Source organism: Desulfobacula sp. (assembly GCF_030145145.1).
Lineage (GTDB): Bacteria > Desulfobacterota > Desulfobacteria > Desulfobacterales > Desulfobacteraceae > Desulfobacula.
In genome coordinates, this window is record NZ_JAQYWD010000006.1 from 84442 (window position 1) to 106152 (window position 21711).

Annotated in this window: 18 protein-coding genes and 1 pseudogene; 11 read left to right on the forward strand and 8 right to left on the reverse strand. The window is 49.7% G+C overall.

The features are described 5' to 3' along the window. Positions 1 to 34: 34 nt before the first annotated feature. The 8 genes from Q1Q15_RS04600 (at position 35) to Q1Q15_RS04635 (ending at position 9730) form a co-directional block, all read left to right on the forward strand. Positions 35 to 802 carry an ABC transporter ATP-binding protein gene (locus Q1Q15_RS04600; RefSeq protein WP_300457149.1) on the forward strand — a complete coding sequence of 256 codons (768 nt, stop codon included), beginning with the start codon at positions 35 to 37 and terminating at the stop codon, positions 800 to 802. A 16-nt stretch (positions 803 to 818) separates the two neighbouring features. Continuing rightward, positions 819 to 1955 carry a branched-chain amino acid ABC transporter substrate-binding protein gene (locus tag Q1Q15_RS04605; protein ID WP_300457151.1) on the forward strand — a complete coding sequence of 379 codons (1137 nt, stop codon included), beginning with the start codon at positions 819 to 821 and terminating at the stop codon, positions 1953 to 1955. 89 nt (positions 1956 to 2044) lie between these two features. Beyond that, on the forward strand, positions 2045 to 2956 hold the full coding sequence (locus tag Q1Q15_RS04610) for a branched-chain amino acid ABC transporter permease (RefSeq protein WP_300457153.1): 912 nt from the start codon (positions 2045 to 2047) through the stop codon (positions 2954 to 2956). Then, positions 2934 to 4166 carry a high-affinity branched-chain amino acid ABC transporter permease LivM gene (gene livM, locus Q1Q15_RS04615; protein WP_300457155.1) on the forward strand — a complete coding sequence of 411 codons (1233 nt, stop codon included), beginning with the start codon at positions 2934 to 2936 and terminating at the stop codon, positions 4164 to 4166. The genes Q1Q15_RS04610 and livM overlap by 23 nt, the downstream gene beginning before the upstream one ends. Beyond that, positions 4167 to 4886 (forward strand): ABC transporter ATP-binding protein, encoded by a 720-nt coding sequence (locus Q1Q15_RS04620; protein WP_300457157.1) that lies wholly within the window; start codon positions 4167 to 4169, stop codon positions 4884 to 4886. It begins immediately after the preceding gene. 210 nt (positions 4887 to 5096) lie between these two features. Further along, positions 5097 to 5948 (forward strand): DMT family transporter, encoded by an 852-nt coding sequence (locus Q1Q15_RS04625; RefSeq protein ID WP_300457159.1) that lies wholly within the window; start codon positions 5097 to 5099, stop codon positions 5946 to 5948. Positions 5949 to 5968: 20 nt separating this feature from the next. Next, complete coding sequence (ptsP, locus tag Q1Q15_RS04630; RefSeq protein WP_300457160.1) at positions 5969 to 8227, forward strand: phosphoenolpyruvate--protein phosphotransferase; 2259 nt, start codon at positions 5969 to 5971, stop codon at positions 8225 to 8227. Then, positions 8228 to 9730: an MFS transporter gene (locus tag Q1Q15_RS04635; protein WP_300457162.1), complete on the forward strand. Its 1503-nt coding sequence runs from the start codon at positions 8228 to 8230 to the stop codon at positions 9728 to 9730. An 87-nt stretch (positions 9731 to 9817) separates the two neighbouring features. Here the strand turns inward: Q1Q15_RS04635 and Q1Q15_RS04640 are convergent, their stop codons facing one another. From Q1Q15_RS04640 to Q1Q15_RS04660, 5 genes and pseudogenes are all read right to left on the reverse strand, one after another. Then, positions 9818 to 11470, reverse strand: a complete 1653-nt coding sequence (locus Q1Q15_RS04640) for an AMP-binding protein (protein ID WP_300457164.1) — start codon at positions 11468 to 11470, stop codon at positions 9818 to 9820. Positions 11471 to 11485: 15 nt separating this feature from the next. Beyond that, a complete protein-coding gene (locus Q1Q15_RS04645; protein ID WP_300457166.1) occupies positions 11486 to 12055 on the reverse strand; it encodes a cupin domain-containing protein in 570 nt (189 codons plus the stop codon). A 40-nt stretch (positions 12056 to 12095) separates the two neighbouring features. Then, positions 12096 to 12875 carry an NAD(+) synthase gene (nadE, locus tag Q1Q15_RS04650; protein WP_300457168.1) on the reverse strand — a complete coding sequence of 260 codons (780 nt, stop codon included), beginning with the start codon at positions 12873 to 12875 and terminating at the stop codon, positions 12096 to 12098. A 59-nt stretch (positions 12876 to 12934) separates the two neighbouring features. Continuing rightward, positions 12935 to 13507 (reverse strand): TrmH family RNA methyltransferase, encoded by a 573-nt coding sequence (locus Q1Q15_RS04655; protein ID WP_300457170.1) that lies wholly within the window; start codon positions 13505 to 13507, stop codon positions 12935 to 12937. A 229-nt stretch (positions 13508 to 13736) separates the two neighbouring features. Then, positions 13737 to 14507 (reverse strand): annotated as a pseudogene (locus tag Q1Q15_RS04660) (P-loop NTPase); the annotation flags it as partial. Positions 14508 to 14878: 371 nt separating this feature from the next. Here Q1Q15_RS04660 and Q1Q15_RS04665 point away from each other — a divergent pair. After that, positions 14879 to 15433, forward strand: a complete 555-nt coding sequence (locus tag Q1Q15_RS04665) for a YbhB/YbcL family Raf kinase inhibitor-like protein (RefSeq protein ID WP_300457171.1) — start codon at positions 14879 to 14881, stop codon at positions 15431 to 15433. 133 nt (positions 15434 to 15566) lie between these two features. Here Q1Q15_RS04665 and Q1Q15_RS04670 read toward each other — a convergent pair whose 3' ends face one another. The 3 genes from Q1Q15_RS04670 to sbtA all read right to left on the reverse strand — a co-directional run bounded on the left by Q1Q15_RS04670 (position 15567) and on the right by sbtA (position 18415). Further along, complete coding sequence (locus tag Q1Q15_RS04670) at positions 15567 to 16364, reverse strand: DUF364 domain-containing protein (protein WP_300457172.1); 798 nt, start codon at positions 16362 to 16364, stop codon at positions 15567 to 15569. 89 nt (positions 16365 to 16453) lie between these two features. Then, positions 16454 to 18067, reverse strand: a complete 1614-nt coding sequence (gene sbtM / locus Q1Q15_RS04675) for a thio(seleno)oxazole modification radical SAM maturase SbtM (RefSeq protein ID WP_300457174.1) — start codon at positions 18065 to 18067, stop codon at positions 16454 to 16456. Between the two features lie 165 nt (positions 18068 to 18232). After that, positions 18233 to 18415 carry an SbtA family thio(seleno)oxazole RiPP natural product precursor gene (sbtA, locus tag Q1Q15_RS25445; protein WP_363320864.1) on the reverse strand — a complete coding sequence of 61 codons (183 nt, stop codon included), beginning with the start codon at positions 18413 to 18415 and terminating at the stop codon, positions 18233 to 18235. Between the two features lie 392 nt (positions 18416 to 18807). On the opposite strand from sbtA, the gene Q1Q15_RS04685 reads away from it, so the two are divergent. After that, the gene (locus tag Q1Q15_RS04685; RefSeq protein ID WP_300457176.1) at positions 18808 to 19275 is read left to right on the forward strand and encodes a 2Fe-2S iron-sulfur cluster-binding protein; all 468 of its coding nucleotides are present in this window, start codon (positions 18808 to 18810) and stop codon (positions 19273 to 19275) included. Further along, a complete protein-coding gene (locus tag Q1Q15_RS04690; RefSeq protein ID WP_300457178.1) occupies positions 19272 to 21473 on the forward strand; it encodes a molybdopterin cofactor-binding domain-containing protein in 2202 nt (733 codons plus the stop codon). Before Q1Q15_RS04685 ends, Q1Q15_RS04690 begins: the two co-directional genes overlap by 4 nt. The last annotated feature ends 238 nt before the right edge of the window (positions 21474 to 21711 follow it).

The following is a 21711-nucleotide window of genomic DNA, read 5'->3' on the forward strand; positions in this document are numbered from 1 at the left end:
TAAATTTTTAAAATTTAACGGGTTAGAGATCTGTATGGCACAATTAGATTTAAAAAACATAAGTGTACGGTTTGGCGGACTTCTGGCATTATCCGATTTGAGTTTTACCATTGGGAATGGAAAAATTATAGGGCTGATCGGTCCCAATGGTGCCGGCAAAACAACGGTGTTTAATGTCCTTACAGGGGTTTATCAGGCATCGGAAGGGGATGTGATCTTTAACGGAGAGAGCATCCTGGGCAAACGGCCGCATATGATTTTTAAACGGGGGATTGCCAGAACCTTTCAGAATATTCGTTTGTTTTCCGCCATGACCGCAGTGGAAAACGCCATGGTGGCAAGACACTGCCGGTCCAACAAGGGTATCATCGGTTCCATCTTGAGAACCGCCTCACAGAAACGAGAAGAGGCCCAGATTAAAAAAAAAGCGCTGGACGCATTGCAGTTTATGGGGGTTGACCAGTACGCAGATACCGTGGCATCCAATCTGCCCTATGGTCTCCAGAGACGACTTGAAATCGCAAGGGCCATCGCATCAAACCCCCAGGTGCTGCTGCTGGATGAACCTGCTGCAGGAATGAACCCCAGCGAATCCTCAAGGTTAATGAAGGACATTGCCCGCATATCAGACTTGGGTATTGATGTGCTCCTGGTGGAGCATGACATGAAAGTGGTGATGGGCGTGTGCGACCATATTGTATGTGTTGATCATGGTGTTAAGATTGCTGAGGGTGATTCTCATGAAATCCAGAACAACCCAAAGGTAATTGAGGCGTATCTTGGTCAGCCTGCCAACCCATAATGTGAAGGAGAAAAAGATGAAAAAAAGAGTGTTGTCAATGATGGTAATGGGTCTTATCCTGGTGCCGTTTCTGTTTGGTCCGGTTTCTGCAAAAACGTTGAGAATCGGCTCCATGGGTCCGTTGACGGGTCCCTATGCCGCAGATGGAAACGATATTAAAAACGGTGTTCTCGCTGCCATCAAAGTGATTGAAGATGAGGGGGGTATTCCCGGGTATGACACCATCCAGCTTTTCCCCCAGGATACGGCATGTGATCCGAAACAGGCGGTTGCCTCAGCCAACAAACTGATCAACCTTGAAGTGGTCGGGGTTATCGGTGCGTATTGTTCTTCGTCCACCATTCCGGCTTCGGCAACACTGGCAGAAGAAGATATTATTGTGATCACCCCGGCATCCACCCACCAGGATGTAACGGACAGGGGGCTCCCCTATGTATTCCGAATGTGCGGAAGAGATGATGCCCAGGCACCGGCTGCCGTAAAATTCATGAAAGAGGCCCTGGGAGCCAAAACCATTTTTATCCTGGATGACAAAACCACTTATTCCCAGGGCCTGGCAGATGGTGTGGCCAAAGCGTCTGAAGCAATGGGAATAGAGATCGTGGGCCGGGATCATGTGAATCAGGGAGACAAGGATTTTTCTGCTGTTTTAACCATGGCAAAAACCAAAGGGGCAGACATTTTCTACATGAGCCTCCAGAACCATTCCACCGGAAGTATCATGGCGATTCAGGCACGGAGAATGGGCCTGAAAGCCAAGATCGTTTCCAACGATGCCATGTTCCATCCCAACTTTATGAAAGTGGCGAAACAAGCGGCTGAAGGGATCTATGTCACCTATGGCTATACGGACAAGACCACGGATGCCTATAAAAAATATGAAAAAATATTTACCGCTAAATACGGAGAAATCGGTGCCTATGCAACCTATGCCTATGACGGCGCCATTGCATTGTTAAAATCCATTAAAGCCGCCGGCTCCACAGATCCTGAACGAGTAAAAGCCGAAATGATGAAGCTGGATTATGACGGCGCCTCCAAGCATGTGAAATTTGAAAAAAATGGAGATTCCGGATCCTCATATATCGCATTCCAGGTTAAAAACGGCGATTATGTTCCTTACTGGACCCCGGCCCAAGGCGTTCTGAAATAAGACAAGAATCCGCTTAAGCCGTATGATGGCGTTGAACCCCCCCCTTCATACGGCTTTTACATGCTGACATTCAAGGATAAAAAACAAGAATGGATTATTTTATTCAGCAGTTGATAAACGGCATCACCCTTGGCGGCATCTATGCCTTGATTGCCCTGGGATACACCATGGTATACGGGGTGATCCAGCTGATCAATTTTGCCCATGGCGAGTTCTTTGCCGCAGGCGGTTATGTTGGGGTGATCCTGTTAAGTTATTTTGCAGGCCGTGGGCTCATGGAAACCCATCCATGGATTTGTCTGGGCATGTCCTTTATGTTAACAATGGGGTATTGCGCCTTCCTTGCCATGGGCGTTGAAAAAGTGGCATACCTGCCCTTGCGGAATCAATCCAGACTGGCCGCACTGTTGTCTGCCCTGGGCGTGTCCATCTTTTTGTCCAATGCATTGATGCTGACCCAGGGGGTGTTTGATAAACCCTATCCGGGCGAGCTGTTCAATGGCGGTTGGGAATTCGGTCTGGTGACCATCTCTTATCTCCAGGTCATGATCGTAACCATGACCATTGTCTTGCTTGTGTCATTGAATATCCTTGTGTTCAAGACCAAAATGGGCATGGCCATGCGGGCCACTGCCCAGGACAAGACCATGTCCGCCCTGGTCGCCATCGGCAGCAACAGAATCATTTCCCTGACCTTTGCCATCGGTGCCGGCCTTGCCGCCGCCGCCGGTATCATGGTGGGACTCTATTACGGGTCTGTGCGGTATGATATGGGATTTGTCCCCGGCATCAAAGCGTTTTCCGCAGCCGTGCTGGGGGGTATCGGAAATATTACCGGTGCCATGCTCGGTGGGCTGATCATCGGGATGGTGGAAATCTTCGGTGCCGGATATATCTCGGGACAATACAAGGACGTGTTTGCGTTTATCATCTTAATTGCCGTGTTATATTTTAAACCAACCGGAATCATGGGTGTGAATGTCGATGATACACGAGTTTAAAAAAGTATGGAAGCCCTATACCCTGGGCTTGTTATGGGTTTTGGGACTGCTGTGGCCCCTTCTGGGCATTCATCCCGACGGGACCCTGTCTTTTGAGCGAACCCTGATTGTATGGCTGTATCTCCTGGTGGTCTCTTTCGTCTGTCTTATTTTATACCTGATGAACAAAAGCGGTCACCTGGAACTCATGAAAAATCCATTGTCCGCGGCCTGGTCAAAGGGCGCTGTGGCAGCAAAAGTCCCGCCTGTCTGGGGGTGGTTTCTGGTTGGCCTGATGCTGGCGATGCTTTTCCCTCTTTTCACCGGGCGATATCATCAGGATGTGGCCATTAATGTCCTCATCTATGTCTGCCTGGGACTGGGCCTTAATGTGGTAGTGGGGCTGGCCGGCATGCTGGACCTTGGGTATATTGCCTTTTATGGCGTGGGGGCGTATACCTATGCCCTGTTCAATATTCACTACGGGATACCCTTCTGGGTCTGCCTGCCCGTTTCCGGGGCATTGGCTTTGGTGGTTGCCTGTATTGTGGGATATCCGACCCTGAGAATGCGGGGGGATTATCTGGCCATTGTGACCCTGGGATTCGGCGAAATCATCCGGATTATCCTGAATAACTGGATGACCTTGACCAATGGGCCCAATGGCATCATGGGAATCAATCGGCCGGGTATTTTCTTTCCTTCCTTTGCGGATGGATTTTCCTGGGAGCACCTGTGGCTGAAAAAATTGTGGCTGCTGTATTATGTGGCCCTGGGGCTTGCCGTGGTGACCATTCTCTGTGTGCATCGCCTGAATTTTTCCCGGGTGGGACGGGCCTGGGAATCCATCCGGGAAGATGAGACAGCAGCAGAACTCATGGGCGTGAATACCTTTATTTATAAACTCCTGGCCTATGCCATGGGGGGGATGTTTGCCGGATTCGCCGGGGCCTTTTTTGCCGCGAGAATGAAGTTTGTCAGCCCGGAAAGTTTTACTTTCCTGGAATCTGCCATGGTTCTCTGCATGGTGGTGCTGGGGGGTATGGGGTCCATTCCGGGAATTATTTTAGGTGCGGCAGCATTGATTGTTCTGCCGGAGTTGTTCCGGGAGTTTGAGCTGTATCGAATGCTGGCATTTGGATCTGTCATGGTCCTGATGATGCTGTTCAGGCCGGAAGGACTGCTGCCTGCCAAGCGGTTGGGAACCCGGTCCGAAGAAAGGGAGGGATAGATGACAGACCCCATTCTTGAACTAAAAGACGTCCATTCCGGTTATGGCAGCATTAAAGCCTTAAAAGGCATTTCCCTTCGAGTATACCCCGGAGAAGTGGTGGCCATTATCGGGGCCAATGGCGCGGGAAAATCCACGACCCTCATGACCATTTGCGGTATTGTTAAAGCGGAACGAGGCCAGGTGATTTACAAGGGACAGGTCATCAACACGCTGTTGCCGGAAAAGCTTCCCACTCTGGGGCTTTGTCAGGTTCCGGAAGGCAGAAGAATTTTTCCCCGGTTGACGGTGATGGAAAACCTCCGGCTGGGTGCTTTTTACCGGAAGGACACCGATGAGATCCTGAAAGATATCCAGAAAGCCTATGAGATGTTTCCCATCCTGGGGGAAAGAAAAAACCAGGAGGGCGGTACCCTCTCCGGTGGGGAACAGCAGATGCTGGCCATCGCAAGGGCCCTGATGACCAAACCCAAAGTTCTCCTGCTGGATGAACCCTCCCTGGGGCTTGCCCCCATCATTGTCCAGCAGATTTTCAATATCATTGACCGGATCAACAAGGAAGACGGCACCACGATCCTGCTGGTGGAACAGAACGCGAACCTTGCCCTTCAGGCAGCCACCCGGGGCTATGTGGTTGAAACCGGCCAGATCACCCTTGAGGATGATTCAACGTCCCTGTTGGCCAATCCGAAAATAAGGGCCGCCTACCTGGGCGAGTAGACCTATGTTAGGGGTCAGGCTTGCGTTATTGACGCTTTTGCTGAATTTCTTCGCTATTACAGTCTGTTGCCAAAAGCACAATAACACAAGCCTGACCCCTAACATAGGGGCGTTATTTTATCGGTCCAACTGGTTTTGATTTCATGTAAAATCAGCCGGGCATTTCTATTTTGATTTTCAAACCCGGGTTTTCCTGATATTAATACGTGTATGTTTATTGGTTACCTTTTTATCATATCTGCGGCCACGCTCTGGGGACTTATCGGGATTTTTTCAAGCCTTGCCTTTTCCCAGGGGATCGGGCCCATGGAAGTGGCGTTCTGGCGGGCTTTATTGACCTGGATCTGTTTTGGCACCCAGGCAGTTATCCGGCAGGAAACCCATTTGTATAAACAGGATATTCCCTTGTTTGTCCTGTTTGCCCTGCTGGGGATCACCCTGTTTTATATCTGTTATCAATTTGCCGTAAAAACCGGCGGGGCCGCCTTTGCATCGGTTTTGCTGTATACAGCACCTGCCTGGGTGGTGATCTGTTCTTTCTTTATATATAAAGAAAAATTGACCGTGATAAAATTGCTGTCCGTCACCCTGGTGATGCTGGGGGTGTTTTTAATATCAAAAACCGGGGGTAATTCCCAGGGCAACACCTCCCTGGGATGGATGGCCATCCTGTCGGGACTGGCATCCGGGTTTTGCTATTCCCTTTACTACACCATTGGAAAATACTTTTCCAGCCGGTATTCCTCCGCGAACCTGTTTTTATGGGTGCTACCCCTGGGTGCCCTGGGCGTCTTTCCCTTTGTAACCTTTGTTCACAAGACCCCCCTTGCCTGGGCGGCTTTGATAGCGTGTTCATTTTTTTCCACGTTCCTGGCCAATTTTTGTTATTATAAGGGCCTTAAATACCTGGAGGCAGGCAAGGCATCCATCGTTGCAACCCTTGAACCGGTAGTTGCTGCCTGCGCAGCATATGTTCTGTTGGGAGAATATTTTTCATTTTTAGGGTATATCGGTGCCGGTTTGATTCTCCTGGCCGTCATCTCAACCATTTATGAACACTAATGTGGGAGTCGCACTATCTTATGCAGGAAAAAGATTCCAGTTACCTTAATCTTTTGTTTCATATCAGTGAACTGGCAGACCTGGTCACGGGCAGTTCAGATCTTGAAGATTTTCTTCAACTTTCTGTTGACCTGGTGGCACAGCATTTCAATGCCCCGGTCTGTTCCATCTATCTGTACAATAAAAAATTAACCCGCTTAACCCTTAAGGCCACCAAGGGGCTTAAACCGGAAGCGGTCAATAAAATACGCATGAAACCCGGCGAAGGACTTGTGGGTCAGTCCTTTGAAACCCTTTCCATTGTCCGGGAAGGCAATGCCACCCAAAATCCGAGATTTAAATATTTTGCGGAAGCAGGAGAGGACCCGTTTCATTCTTTTCTTTGTGTTCCCATCAAATGGGGAGATGAAAAAATAGGTGTGCTGGCGGTTCAGCACAGGGATATGGATCACTTTGACATCTCTGATGAAAGAGCCATCAAGGCGGTTGTTACCCAGGTTGCCGGGTCCATAAAAAACGCAGGGCTGTTGATTGAGCTTGCCCATACCAAAGGTGGCAAAACCGTGTCGGCACCCCTGGCCTTTGTTAAGGGGAAAGCCGCCACCAGGGGATATGCCATGGGAAATGCCGTCATCCTGAATCAACAGCAAAAAACCCTGTTGTATGCGCCGGATCCGGCGGAACCGGTCTGTTCAAAAGACGATTTTCTCACGGCCATAAAAAAAACCACCCGGGAACTTAAAGCACTTCAAAAAACTTTTGTCAGAAGATTGCCGGAAAGTGCTTCCCTGATATTCACAGCACATTTTATGATATTATCAGATAAGAATTTCATGGGTAAAATGGAGATGCTCATTGATGCGGGGACCCCCCCCTGTGATGCCGTTCGAAAAGTCGCCACCCAGTATATTGGCATCTTTTCATCCAGTCCCCATGCCTACATGAAAGAGAAGGCCCAGGATGTTGAGGACCTGAGTATCCGAATCCTGAATAAGTTAACAGCCAGGCAGGAAGATCGCGGGTATGAAAAAGGCAATATCGCCATTGCAACGCAGGTGTATCCGTCTGATATCCTGAAATTTGTTTCCGGAGGAATCAAAGGGATTATCCTTGCCAGTGGCGGGGTCACATCCCACGTGACGATTCTGGCGCGGTCACTCCAACTGCCCTTGATCATTACTGAGGAACCCGAGTTGTTAACCCTGCCTGAAAACACTAAAATCCTTATGGACGGGGAACAGGGCAATGTTTATATCAACCCTGAAAAAGAAACGATAGCGCTTTTTGAAACACGGTTAACGACTGAAAAACAGACCCGTTCCGTGTCCATGAAGCATCAGACCCATACCCTGGATAATGAACGGGTTACATTGCTGGCCAATATCAACCTGCTCAGTGAAATGTCCCTTGCCCGACGACTCAAAGCAGAAGGTATCGGCTTGTACCGCTCGGAATTTCCTTTTTTAATCCGGGCCACTTTTCCCACGGAAGCCGAACAATATCGTATCTATAAAAAATTATTTGATGAAATGCCAGACCATCCCATCACCATCCGGACATTGGATGCCGGCGGTGAAAAAACCCTTGCCTATGGTGATGGACCCCGGGAAACCAATCCTGAGCTGGGACTCCGGTCCATTCGGTTTTCTCTGAAATATAAGGATATATTTGAATTTCAGATCCGGGCCATCTTGAGGGCCGCAGCCGGTAAAAAACAGGTCAGGATCATGTTTCCTTTGATTTCATCCATTGATGAATTCCTGGAAGCAAAACAGATTGTCCGGGACTGCATGGCCTGTCTTTCTGAAGAACAACTTGAATTCAACCGGGACGCGGCCCTGGGGATGATGGTGGAACTGCCCTCGGTGCTTGAGACCCTGGATGAATTTGCCAGGGAAGCGGATTTTTTTTCCATCGGCACCAATGATTTTATTCAATATATGCTGGCTGCTGATCGTTCTAACAAAATGGTGGCAGACCATTATATTCCGCATCACCCGGCAGTGAATCGCGGTATCGGAAAAATTGTTGCGGCTGCCGTCATCCATGGCATTGATGTATCGGTGTGTGGTGAAATGGCCCATGAAGATGCGTATATCCCTTTTTTACTAGGACTTGGCATCCGTTCCCTGAGTGTTGATCCCCAATTTTTGCCCAGGGTTCAGCAAACCATCATGACCCTGAACATGGCCGATACCAGGGAATATGCCGGGAAAATGCTGTCCCAGACCAGCGTAAAAGGTGCCCGAGCCGTTCTTGAATCCTGGAAAAGGGGGTAGATGATGGACGTAAATCAAATGACACAGGTCAGTCGGCGGTTGATCATTGGGGCAGCTCTTCTGGCGTTGTTCCTGGGCGCCATGGATGCCCTTGTCATGACCGCAGCCATGCCGACGATTATCACCGATCTGGGTGGACTTCACCTGTATGCATGGGTGTATTCCGCTTATTTCCTGGCCCGGGCCGTTTCTCTGCCGGTATTTGGGAAGTTATGCGACCTGTTTGATACGAAAAAACTGTTTTTATTTTCCATTGGACTGTTTATTTTGAGCAGCATGGCAGCCGGAGCATCCCCTTCCATGTCTTTTCTTGTTGCTGCCCGTATATTCCAGGGGATCGGGGCAGGCGGTGTGTTTGCTTTAGTGTATATCGTACTTTCAGAAGCCTCTCTGCCCGGGCAGCGGGTAAAAACCCTGTCCTTTGCCAGTTCCATCTGGGGAATTTCAAGTGTGATCGGACCGACCTTGGGCGGGTTTATTGTGACCTATTTTTCATGGCGATGGATTTTTTATATCAATGTGCCGCTGGGGATCGTCTCGTTTGTCGGGATCTGGCACTACCTTAAGGACTTCAGGGAAAAGAGAACCACCATTTATCTGGATATTGCCGGGGTCCTTTTTTTGTCTGGATTTATCCTGTCCCTGTTAACGCTTTTTATGGTGGGTGGCAGGGAATTTGAATGGACGTCATGGCCGATGGCGGCCCTGGTTTTTGTGACCTTTTTTTTTGCCGCAGGATTTTATCTGGCAGAAAAAAGGGCCAAAGATCCCATTCTTGATCTCCGGTTTTTTAAATATAAACGATTTGCCTATGGCAATCTGGCCACATTTTTCAGCAGTTTTTCCATTTTTTCCCTGTTTGCATACGCCCCCCTGTTTCTCCAGGGGGCATTGACCCAGACCCCCATGCAGGTGGGGTGGGCCATGCTGTCATTGAGTCTTGGCTGGTCTGTGGGATCGCTTGTCCTGGGCAGAATCATGGACCGGATCGGGGCTAAAACAGCTGCCCTGGCCGGTGGGGCGCTGCTGGTGGTCGGCAGTACCCTGACCCTTGGATTTAACCTGACCACCACCATGGTTCACACGTTTATCACCTTTCAACTGGTGGGACTGGGTATGGGATTTGTTACCCTTGCAACGCTGATTCTGGTTCAGGAAAGCCTGTCAATAAAAGACCTGGGCGTGGCAACGTCTTTCCATCAGTTTTCAAGGACCCTTGGGGGAACCATCGGGGTTGGGATTTGCGGGGGACTGGCCACATCCGGCCTGTTGAATCGCCTGGAAACGGCAACTCAGGGATTGAACCCGCAACTTCTGGTCCAGCTTCGGGCGGGTGTGGAAAATTTGTTTAAACCTGAGTTTGTCGCCATGATGGCCCCCAGTGAAGGCAGAATTCTCCAGGAAGCAGTTCTAAAAGGGGTTTCTTCGATTTTCCTGGTGGTTTTCATTGCCTCCCTGTTGAGTTTTGTCTGTTGCTTCCTGCTTCCGGGAGAGGACAAATGAAGACTGAAAATTGAGTAAACAATCTCCTGAAAGGTGACTCGTTTCAGGAGATTGAGATACGGTTGAATGACGTGTAAGACTGGGGCGCTAGCGCCTGTCCGGCCAAAGCTCCTCTGACAATTCAGTGAGCTTGAACTTCTGTATTTTTCCACTGGCTGTCATGGGGTAGGCATCCAGAAAGTGAACATATCTGGGGATCTTATACCGGGCAATCTGGCCCCGGCAAAAATCAATGACATCGCTTTCATCTATGTCAGCGGTTTCTTTAAGGACAATAAACGCCCCCACTTCTTCTCCATATTTTTCGCTGGGAACCGCAGCCACCTGGATGTCTTTGATCTCCTCCATGCGGTACAAAAATTCTTCGATTTCCCGGGGATAGATATTTTCGCCTCCCCGTATAATCATATCCTTGTGACGGCCGGTGATGGACAGGTAGCCCTGATCATCCATGACACCAAGATCACCTGAATGCAGCCAGCCGTCTGCGTCAATGGCTTGTCGGGTTGCCTCGGGGTTGTTGTAATACCCTTTCATTATATTATATCCCCGGCAGCAGACTTCTCCCTGGACACCCGGGGAAACGGTTTCTCCTGTTTCAATATCAATGACCTTTACCTCAACATGGTGAAATGCCCGTCCCACGGTTTCCACCCTGAGCCGTAATTCATCCCCGATCCGCGTACCGGTCATGCCCGGCGATGCCTCGGTGAGTCCGTAAATGATGGTGATATCGGTCATGTTCATTTTCTCGATGACCTGTTCCATGACATGGATGGGACAATTGGAACCGGCCATGATACCGGTCCTGAGGGATGAAAAATTAAATTTTGAAAACAAGGGGTTATCCAGGATTGCTATAAACATGGTGGGAACCCCATACAGGGACGTACAGCGTTCCTGTTCCACAGAGGCCATGATCAGCAGCGGATCAAACCCTTCCAGGATGACCATGCAGGTGCCGTGGTTCACAGCAGCCAGGACCCCCAGCACACATCCGAAGCAGTGAAACAGGGGCACGGGAATACAGACCCGGTCTTTTTCAGTGAACTTCTGGTTTGCACCGATAAAAAAACCATTGTTGCCGATATTGTAATGGGTGAGCATCACGCCCTTGGGAAATCCAGTGGTTCCCGAGGTATACTGCATGTTGACCACATCATGGGGACTTAATTGGTTTTGCCTTTCAAGATACTCGTCATGGGTTGTCATGACACTCAATGCCTTGATTTCTGGAATGGAATACATGCCCCTGTGCTTTTCCTGCCCGAGAAATCCCACCCGTTTGAGGTGGGGAAAGGTTCGGCTGGAAAGGCTGCCCCTCTGCTGGGTTTTGAGCTCTGGAACCAATTCATAAAGCGTGTTTACATAATCTGTGTCCTGGAAACCGTCAATCAGAAAAATGTTTTCGGTTTCAGACTGGATTAAAAGATATTCCAGCTCTGCTTTTTTGTAATTGGTGTTCACGGTGAGCAGAACCGCGCCGATTTTTGCTGTTGCAAATTGCAGGGTGACCCAGTAGGGAATATTGGTGGCCCAGACAGCGACTTTTTCCCCTTTTTGAATGCCCAGGGCCATCAGTCCCCTGGCCATTTCATCCACTAAAAGAGAAAATTCACGATAGGTCAGCCGAAAATCCCGGTCCACATAAACAATGGCCTCATTGTCGGGAAATCTGGCCACGGTGTGATCCAGAATCTGTCCCAGGGTAAGGTCTCTTAACGGGTGTTGATTTTCCATGTTTGTCCCCTCCGGCTATTCAGGTATATAGATGACCGCATGGATCTGTGCTTTTTCATCCCCCAGACAGCTCACATAGTGGGGGACAATGGAATTGTAATAAACGCTGTCCCCTTCATTGAGAACATGGGTCTCTTTGCCATAGATAATTTCAATGCTGCCTTTAATAACAGCGATCCATTCTTCTCCCTCATGGGAGGACAGGGATTTCTGGCTGGCTGACTCAGGAAAAATTTCAACAAAAAAAGGTTCCATGTGTCGGTCGGTTTTCCCCTTACCCAGGGAAAAAAAGTTCAGGGAAGTGGGTTTGTTCTTTTCTGCCAGAACACTGAATTGAGATTTTTTTTCGGCATTGCGAACAATATACGGGTCCGTAGTTTCCTGGTCATCCAGAAACGTTCCCAGCCGAACCCCCAGTGTCCTTGCGATTTTCATCAAAGGCCCCAGGGGCGGATAAACGTTTTCGTCAAGCATGGTCTCAATAAAGTCTTTTTTCAGGCCGGTGGCGGTTGCCAGGTCTTCAATGCCGACGTGTCTTTTTTCCATAAAATATTTAATGCGCTGGCTTATTTTTCCGGTATTCATTGTTCCTCCATACAAATTTCAAAAATTATTTTTTCAGGTGTTATCGCTTTAATTCATCCGGAATATGGCAAACCGGTATGGGGTCCATTTTGTGTTTATTGGCAGCGTGAAATCCTTTATAGATGGAAATGATTTTTTGCTGTCGGTCATTCAAAGTGTTTTTTTGAGGGGATTCCAGGTACTGCATGGCCCATTCCAACTCTTCATAGGTGGCCCCGATCTGGCTTTCATCGGTCCGGTCGTCTTCCCAGAGTCCGTCTGTTGGGGGGGCTGTCAGGATATCGTCACTGATCCCCAAGGTTTTTCCCAGGGCATAAACCTGGGTTTTCATCAGGTCGGCAATGGGGGAAAGATCCACGCCACCATCCCCGTACTTGGTGTAAAAGCCCACACCAAAGTCTTCAACTTTATTGCCGGTTCCCACCACCAGCAGTTTCTGGCTGGAGGCAAACGCATACAAGGTGAGCATGCGGAGCCTTGACCGGGTGTTGGCCATGGTCAGGCCGTCCTGTATGTGACCGGGAAAGCTTGCTTTCATCTGGTCAAAAATCGGGGTTAGTGGCATGTCTATGCCGTTGACGGTATCAAAGTGCTTTTCAAGCCATGCCATATGGTTCAACGATCGGGATACCTGGTCTTTTGCCTGGTGGATGGGCATGTTCAGCACAAGAACGGGTTTGCCGGTTTTGGCGCACAAGGTGGATGTAACAGCAGAATCGATGCCGCCTGACACACCAACGGCAAACCCTGATAAACCGGATTTGTCAAGATAGGTATCCAGCCACTGGACAATATGGTCAATTATTTTTTGTGTTTTCATATGCGGTTTTTCGTCCTTTTATGGTTGCCGGTAACAGTCGTTCCAAATAGTTTCCAAGTTTAAGAACTCCGTTGGTTGTTGTCAATCCTTTCATGCTGCCTGCTGTATTCGTACAGAAGAATTGAAGCGGCCACACTCACATTCAAACTCTGGGATTTGCCAAACTGGGGGATAGTCATCCGCCTGATCCCGGGAAACAAGTCCGGTTCAAAGCTGATCCCGAATTCTTCGTGACCGAAGATAAAGGCGCTTTTAAGGGGCATTGCTGTTTGGGTAATGGAGTCTCCTTTGCCGGGTTCCAGGATAAACGGGACATAGCCCTTGTTCATCAGGCGGGTATAGCAGGAAAAAAACGTGTTGTGAAATACGGTGGGCACCCATTTAAAGGCGCCCATTCCCGGCGCAGGATCAAAAAAATCGATCCCCACCAGGTGAACTTCATGGGCACCAAAGGCCTCGGCACTCCTGAAAATTTTCCCGATATTATAGGAGGGCTTTAAATGATCCAGTACAATGATGCAGTCATGGATACCGGGTTTGGCCAGATAATTTTTATTTTTTTGTCGTCTGAACCGATTCTTGGCCCGATCTCTTTCAGCCTTCATCATCAGCCTGACTTTATGGGGTCCCATAGAGGCTTCAACCTTTCATATCATTTTTTTCTGGCCCTTGATATACACTTCCCGGCATTAAATTGCAACGACCCGATAAGGATCTGTATTCCTTCAAAATATATATTGGTATCACGATAACTCTTTCAGTCTTCAGCTTTAATGGACAGGGTCAGGCTTTTTTCCCACCCTGGCCTCCCACCCATAGAATGAGGGGAGACCCGGTAACGCTGCGGCGGCTGATTTCAGGTTAAACCCATGCAATTTCAATGGCATCACACACCGATTCCATTTCCGGTATTGCCGCGTTCAGGGGATTGCCTTTCAGATTGTTTAAAAATATTGACTGGCTGTCCGGCAGCTGGCCGATAATGCTGACACCCGCCAGTGCGGCGTTGAGATGGTTTTCACTCTCCGGGGTCACCCGGTTGAGGACAACGGATACCGGCAGATGGGCTTCTCCGGCAAAAACAGTCACCCGTTTCGCCATCATAATGGACTCATAAGACGGATCCACCACGCACAGGATTTGATCGCACTGTCCGTCAAGATTGCGCCCGAAATGTTCTACGCCGGCAGCTGTATCTACGATCACCAGGTCCTGCTGCTCAAGGCGGAGGGATGAAAACAGCAGACGGAAAAGTCTTCCCATGGGACAGGCACAGCCTTCTCCAAAATGGTGGATTTTGCCCAGGGACATCACCCGGATCCCTTCTGATGATGCGATACACTTGTCAGGCAGTTCATCCATTTTTAAATTTTGGGGGAACAATTGGGGTCGGCCATCGAGAGAAATCCCGGACGTTTTTGTTTTTTCCTGAAATCCTTTTTTCCCCCCCAGGCTGTCCATGAGCGGTTCAGGTATATTCAACCCCAGCATACGGTATAAACCGACATTGGATTCGTCCGCATCCAGTAAAAAAACTCTTTTGCCTCTTTGCTGCATGCTGACAGCTAACATGGCGGCCACGGTACTTTTACCACATCCGCCTTTTCCACAGATCAGTAGTTTCATGGGCGTATAACGTTCTCCTTTTAAAGATTTGTTTGGTTTCCATTTGTCACAGACAGTGTATCGATTTTATTGTCGGGATGCAAGCCGGAGAATTGCCGATATCGTCCTGGATTATGGCTAAATTACAGCTATAAAAAAGCGACAAATCTCTTGACAGGGGCATTTCTTTATTCTAAATTTCCCTAGTTTTACTAGGAAAAGAGAATGGCCCATTAATGATTCATAGCGATAAGTACTTTGTCTGATCTCAGGGTTGAATGGGGAAAAAATTTGATATTTAAAAAACATATCTGTTTTCTGCTGCTTCAAACTGGTGTCAATTGAAATACCCCCTATCGCCGTTGATCAGCAAACAAACGATGACACAGGAGAAACGTATGAAAAAAAGCGTATGGTTAATAGTGTTTGGAATCAGTCTTCTTGCAGCAGCAAGCATTGTTCATGCAGAGGGATTCACCCTTTCAAGTCCGGACCTTGCCGGACAATTATCCAATCAACAGATATTTAACGGGTTTGGCTGCAGCGGTGAAAACATCTCTCCCCAGTTGAACTGGAAAAATGCTCCGGCAGGCACAAAAAGTTTTGCCGTCACCGTATATGACCCTGATGCACCGACAGGAAGTGGGTGGTGGCACTGGGTGATATATGATATTCCTGCCACGGTTCACTCCCTTGCAAAAAACGCCGGCAATATCACCGCCGCCATTGCCCCCAAAGGCAGTATTCAAAGCATGACAAGTTATGGGAAACCCGGTTTTGGCGGCGCCTGCCCACCGCCGGGAGACAGTCCCCACCAGTATATCTTTACGGTTTATGCCCTTAAAACAGAGACATTAGGGTTACCCGCAGCCGCGACATCGGAACTGGTGGGCTTTTATCTGGGGCAGAATGTGCTGGCCAAGGCCTCTATCGTGGCCTATTATTCTCGGTAAGCAGATGGGTAGATAACAAAATAAAGAGGGATTTTTTTCGTGGCACGCTTTTCTCTTTTCCACGGATCACCTTAAAAAAATCCCTCATTTTGATGTGCCATTAAATATAAAACAAACTTTCAATTCAAGGGAGTTATTTTTCCCATTGAGTGAAAACAATCCCTCCATTTTTTTTAACCGCTTTAAACGGGAGGCCGGCGCGAATTCCCTGACCCACTTTTTCCCTGTCTGTCACCACGGAGCCGCAAAGATAGTCTGCCCCGTGGTCGAACAACGCAGGGGACACCGGGGTGGTGGGGCCGATAATCACGATGGTGGCCTGGGGTGCCCGGGACAGGAACCAGGCCATGCTGCGGGTTAAAAGGGCGGTCCCTGTAACAGCGAAGACCTCCAGTTCGGCCAGCACATTTTCCCATTGATCCCGGGGAACAGCGTTGGGGAGATCCCTTAATTCAAACAAATGAAAGGTGCCCACGCGGTCTTTTAATGCGTCCACAAAAGGGAATTCTCCCACAAGTCCAGTGATTTTATCTTTGCCGAGCCTGGCGATCAGATCATCCGCCGGAAAATTCGACGGTTCAACCTGATTCGGGTCCGGGGCATTGCCGGCATTCAATGCGGCAAACCCAAGAGAAATGCCAAAAGGAGACGGTTTGCGAATCAATCCGACCACGTCTTTGACCGGTTTGCCAACCATTTGATGTTCCAGATCCTTTTCGTGTTCCCGGGGACTTGCCCCCAACAGGGAGGAGAGCCCCATGCGGCCCCCGGCCGTCACTGCAATGAATTTGGGGCCTGCGATGATGTCTTCCACAACGGCATCCGGCCGGATAATGGATGACAGGATGCTGTCTGCAAGGGCTTTTTCTTCCCCTTCAAGGGGGCGGTCAGGAACAGTATTTGAGGGTGGGGTGCAGGAATAGGTGCTCATATTGGGTTTCCTTAATTAAGATATTGCCTTCTTTTTCATTCAAACAATTGTTGTCTCATGTGAATCGGTATAATATTGCCCAGAGCAAGTCAACCCTGAAAAAAACAATATGGATCCTTCCGGGTAAACACATCCAGGCTGTAACTGTGGGCGGCGGCCATGCATCCCCTGCAGACCAGGTTGAGCCGGCAGGAACCGCAGTCGTCAGGTCCTTTCCGGTATCGCTCGGCAATATCCGAGTGGTATATTTCTGCCAATGACTGCCGGGTGATGTCGCCGATGGGTGAAGGGAATTTTCGGCAGGCATGCACCTCTCCCGTGGCCAGAACACTGACAAAGTTAAAGGCGGCGCCACATCCATAACCGGTGCATCCGCCGAACAGCGGGGATTGGTTTTTGTGAAGGAGGATGTTGAACAAGTTGTCTTTCAGCTGGAAGACAGGATGGGTTTCAGCGGCGTGGGCATAGGTTTCAAGGAAATCGCTGTACGTGTCCGGATCCGTCATGATGAGGTTTGCCCCTTCCCCCATCAGGGAAAGCCGGTTAAAGGTAAACAGGTCTACGCGGTCTTTGAGATATTCGCCCAGGGGGATCACCTGGTCCAGATTATCCCGGGTCAGGGTCAGCATGACCTGGGAGTAAATACCCGTTTGCCGGAGGATGTCCAGAAAAGCCAGTATCCGTTGAAAATGTCCTTTTCCGCGCATATAGTCATTGTGGGGCTCAAGGCCTTCCAGGCTCACCTGATAGAACGAAGGCACCTGGATGGCCATGAGAGAGTCAATCTTATCCCGGGTTGTCGGATTGCCCAGAATGCCAATGAAGAACCCCCGGTCCGAGGCTTCCCGGTACAACCGGTGAAAATTGGTATGCAGCAGGGGATTGCCGCCGGTGAAAGAAACCTGTCCGAACAGGTGATGGGTGTGGCAGAAATCGTACAGGCTGTCCAGAATGGCGATTTCCCGGGACAGGGTCAGCGGTTCACAGGGCGTGCGGTCATAACAGTGGCGGCAGTGAAGATCACAGGCCTGGGTAATATGCCATTGCAGGGCAAATACCCTGGCAGTTCTGAAGGCGGCCGGTACAGATTCACTGTCAATGGCGGCCTTTGTGGGATCCCATTGGCATGTCCTAACGATGCCGGGTTTCGGCCCCAGAAGGATGCCCCTGTCCAGCGCCCGAAGAATAGCGCTGTTAATGGTGGCAATAGGCGTACCAGCCAGGTCTGCCACCTGTTCCGGTTTCAGGTTTTCCATGGTTATTTTCAAAGCCAGCAGGTCCTGGCGGGTGACCGGTTGCACCATTGGTTTGCTTTTAATGGGGTCCGGCCAGACCATGACCTGTTCATTCCCTTTCACAGGCAGATGTCCCTGGATGTCACCGTTCAAACGTGCTGCCAGATGTTTCCAGGTGTTTGAAAAAATCATCAGTCCGGGGTTGATGACACGATGGTCTGAATAGGGATCCATACGGATGAAGCGGTTGGCAAGTTTGAAGGCATGCCCTTCCATGGCCGCCAGCTCGGGAAGATAGGCCGGCAGGTTGAACTTTTTTGTGTTTTTCTGGAGGGCTAGTACAAAAGCTTCCACAGCGTCGGTTGTGGCGGCCATCTCCCGGAACAGGTCATCATCCATGCATTGCCGGGTGGCAGGAAAGATTTTGGGGTCCCTTAGAAGTATGTCTGTGACTGTTTTGTGCATCATATCCCACTTCAGGTTACCGCTAAAAAATAAGGCCCCGCATGCCAGCCATCATAAAGCACACAGGCCTTTCCTGTTTCTATTTCAATAGTCGGGCTTTGAAACTGCCGAAAGGTTCAAAGCCCGGGAAATTGTTAATCAATGCCAACGGCACTGACGATACTAGCCTCAGCCACTCTTTGCCGGGGGTTTTTGTTCCGCTTCCGTCTGCTGTGTTTCGGTGCTACCTGCACCGGCTTTTTTCTCAGCACTTCAGGCGGTTGAGCATCCAAAGCCTGTCAGTCCTGCACCGGCAACCAATCCGGCAATGCTCAGGCCGGCCAGGAGTTTTTTTAAATCGGTTTTGTCCATATCGTCCTCCTTGATTTAGGTTAACAGACAACAATGATCGTCACCACCCAGTGTAGCGACAATTGTATGAGGCAGGATTGTATTTTTATACAATATCACACATGGGTTGGCCGTTTCAACTGAGAAAAAGGATTGATTTCGTCAATGATATGCCCAGGGGCGTATCATTGTGGGGAGCCAAAGTATTCCCAGGGGATCTGAATGATCCCAGAACCCTTTTTATAATCATTTCCTGAGCTTGATTTTTTTGTTTAATATCACTATATATTCAAGACGGGAAATTTTGTTACTGTTCTGTAATTATTTCAATTTCCTGGGCTCATCGTTTTTTAGGGAAGGGAAATCCGAAAGTAGCGGCATTAAACCATAGACCATAAAAAGGAGATGATTGTATGATTTCGTTAACAGTAAATGGCAAAAATTATACCTTAGATGTTCCTGAAGATGTTACATTACTATGGGTTCTGAGGGATCATTTACACCTCACCGGAACCAAATTCAGTTGTGGTATTGGGGAGTGTGGGTCCTGCACGGTGCTAATTGACGGTGAACCGGAAAGATCGTGTATGATGACCGCCGTGGATGCTGACGGCGCAAACATTACGACCATTGAAGGACTGCCCGAAGATCATCCGGTAAAACGGGCCTGGATTGAAGAACAGGTGGTTCAATGCGGGTATTGCCAGCCCGGCACCATCATGCAGGTTGCGGGCCTCCTCGCAAAAAACAAAAATCCTAACCCCCAGGAGATTTTCGATTCCATGGACAATATTATCTGTCGCTGTGGCACCTATCAGCGCATGAAAAAAGGGGTTGAAACGGCCATCAACATCATGCAAAAGGAGGGCTCGTCATCATGAAAAAAAATATGACACGCCGTACGTTTCTCAAGAACTCTCTGGCCGCTTCCGGTTTGACCATTGCCGCCTATGTTACCCCCCTGGGAATCCAACTGGTCAACGCGGCCACCAAAACGGGTGCCATGGATGGGTTCAAGCCCAGTGCATTTTATCAGATTACCCCGGATAACCTTATCAAGGTCATGGTCCCCAATTCCGAGATGGGCCAGGGCGTGAAGACCGCCCTTCCCATGATCATTGCCGATGAACTGGAAGCGGATTGGGATCAGCTTGAAATTATTCAGGCCCCGGCTGCAGAAGAATTTAAAAATCCCATTTTACACAATCAACTGACGGTTGCCAGCGCCAGTGTCAGGGGATTTTACTGGCCCCTGCGAAAGGCGGGGGCTGCCGGTCGAGCTGTCTTGATAGACGCGGCTGCCCGAGAATGGAAAGTTCCGGCATCCCATTGCCAGGCCATCAAGGGGACAGTGGTCAACCTTAAATCCGGTGCCGGCTTTACCTATGGTGAATTAAGCCTCAATGCCGCCAAACTGCCGGTTCCCCAGGATCCGGTTCTTAAAAAACCGAGTGAATTCAGATATATGGGCAAGGCCATGCCCCGGGTCGACATTCCGGAAAAGGTCAGCGGCAAGGCCGTTTTCGGTTTGGACGTGGATCTGCCGGACCTGCATTATGCGGTTTTGTCCCGCCCGCCGGCGTATGGCGCCAAACATCTATCGTTTAATGCAGATGCTGCCATGGCCATTAAAGGGGTAAAAAAGGTGGTTCCCACACCCAGGGGAATTGCGGTTGTGGCAGAGACCCTGGATGCTGCGGAGAAAGGAAGGCATGCCCTGGACACGAAATGGGATAAGGGATCTCATCCCGGGATGGACACGGCATCCATTGAATCAAGTTTTATCAAGGATCTTGAAAAACCGGGCGCCAATGTGATTACAAGGGGCAATGTCAAAACGGCATTCAATGCGGCATCAAAAATCCACGAGGCAACCTACTACATTCCGTGTATCTCCCATGCCACTATGGAACCCCAGACCTGCACGGCAGATGTCCGGGCAGACCAATGCGATATCTATGCCCCTACCCAGGGCCAGACATTGGGTCACATGGTGGCAACCCAAATATCAGGATTGCCACCGGAAAAGGTTTATCTTCACACCACACTACTGGGGTGCGGACTCGGCAGAAGGGCCAGGCCGGATCAGATTGTCGAGGCGACCATTGCTTCCAAGGTTTCGGGAAAGCCCGTCAAGGTGGTTTATTCCCGGGAAGAGGACATTAAAACAGACTATTTCAGGTCGGCCATGGCCCACAGAATCAAAGCAGGTCTGGATGACCGCAATCAGATGATCGTCTGGGACCATAAAGTGGCCAGCCTGTCTCTGAAAAAGCATATGGGGGCTGAGGTCAAAAACGGTATTGATGGGTATTGTCTGTGGGGATTATGGGATTCACCCAAGTCACCTGCCAAGGCAAACATGACCTACACGTTTCCGAATTTTTCCATCCACCTGGTTTTGTCCGATCTGCCCATTCCGGTGGCACCTTTTCGATCCGTTCAAAATGCTGTAAATGCCTTTGCCACAGAGTCTTTCATGGACGAGATGGCCCATATGGCCGGCAAAGACCCCCTTAATTTTCGTCTGGAAAACCTGACGGGGCATATGCGCGCCAGCCGGGTTCTGGAAAGCGTGGCCCTTAACTCGAACTGGGGAAACCCCCTGCCGGACGGATGGGGCCGGGGCATTGCCCAGCACAGTAGTTTCGGTACAAACATTGCCCAGGTGGCAGAGGTGTCAGTGGACAAGAAGACCGGCATCATTCAGGTTCACCGGGTGGATGTGGCGGTGGACTGCGGCCCGGTGGTCAATCCGGATCCCCTGGAGGCCCAGATACAGGGGGCTGTCGTCTTAGGCGTGAGCACCGCCCTGTTCGAGGAGGTGCAGTTTGCCGATGGCGGTGTGGCATCAGGGAATTTTGATGATTATCGAATCGCCACGATGAGTGAATCACCCGATGTTAACGTTCATATTGTAAAAAGCAATGAGGATATCGGTGGCATCGGTGAACCGGGCATCATGCCGTTGGCCCCGGCGGTGGCCAATGCGGTTTTCAATGCCACCGGCGGACGGCTGCGGCGGATGCCGTTTACCCCTGAACGGGTTTTAGCTGCAATAAAGGCCGCATCCGTATAGAACGACAGGCCGGTTTTTCTTATGGATGAATGGGGTTAATGACTCAACTTTCGGACTTTAGCTCTAATGGACGGGGTCAGGCTTTTTTTATTGTGCTTTTTATCACTATTTCATTACCAGACGGGTAAAAAGTGCCATAAGGAAAGCCTGACCCCATTTAAAAATGACCAACTCCGAAAGTTGAGTTAATGACGCGTGTCGATAAAGCCTGTCCCGTGAATGGGCTTTATCGACACCG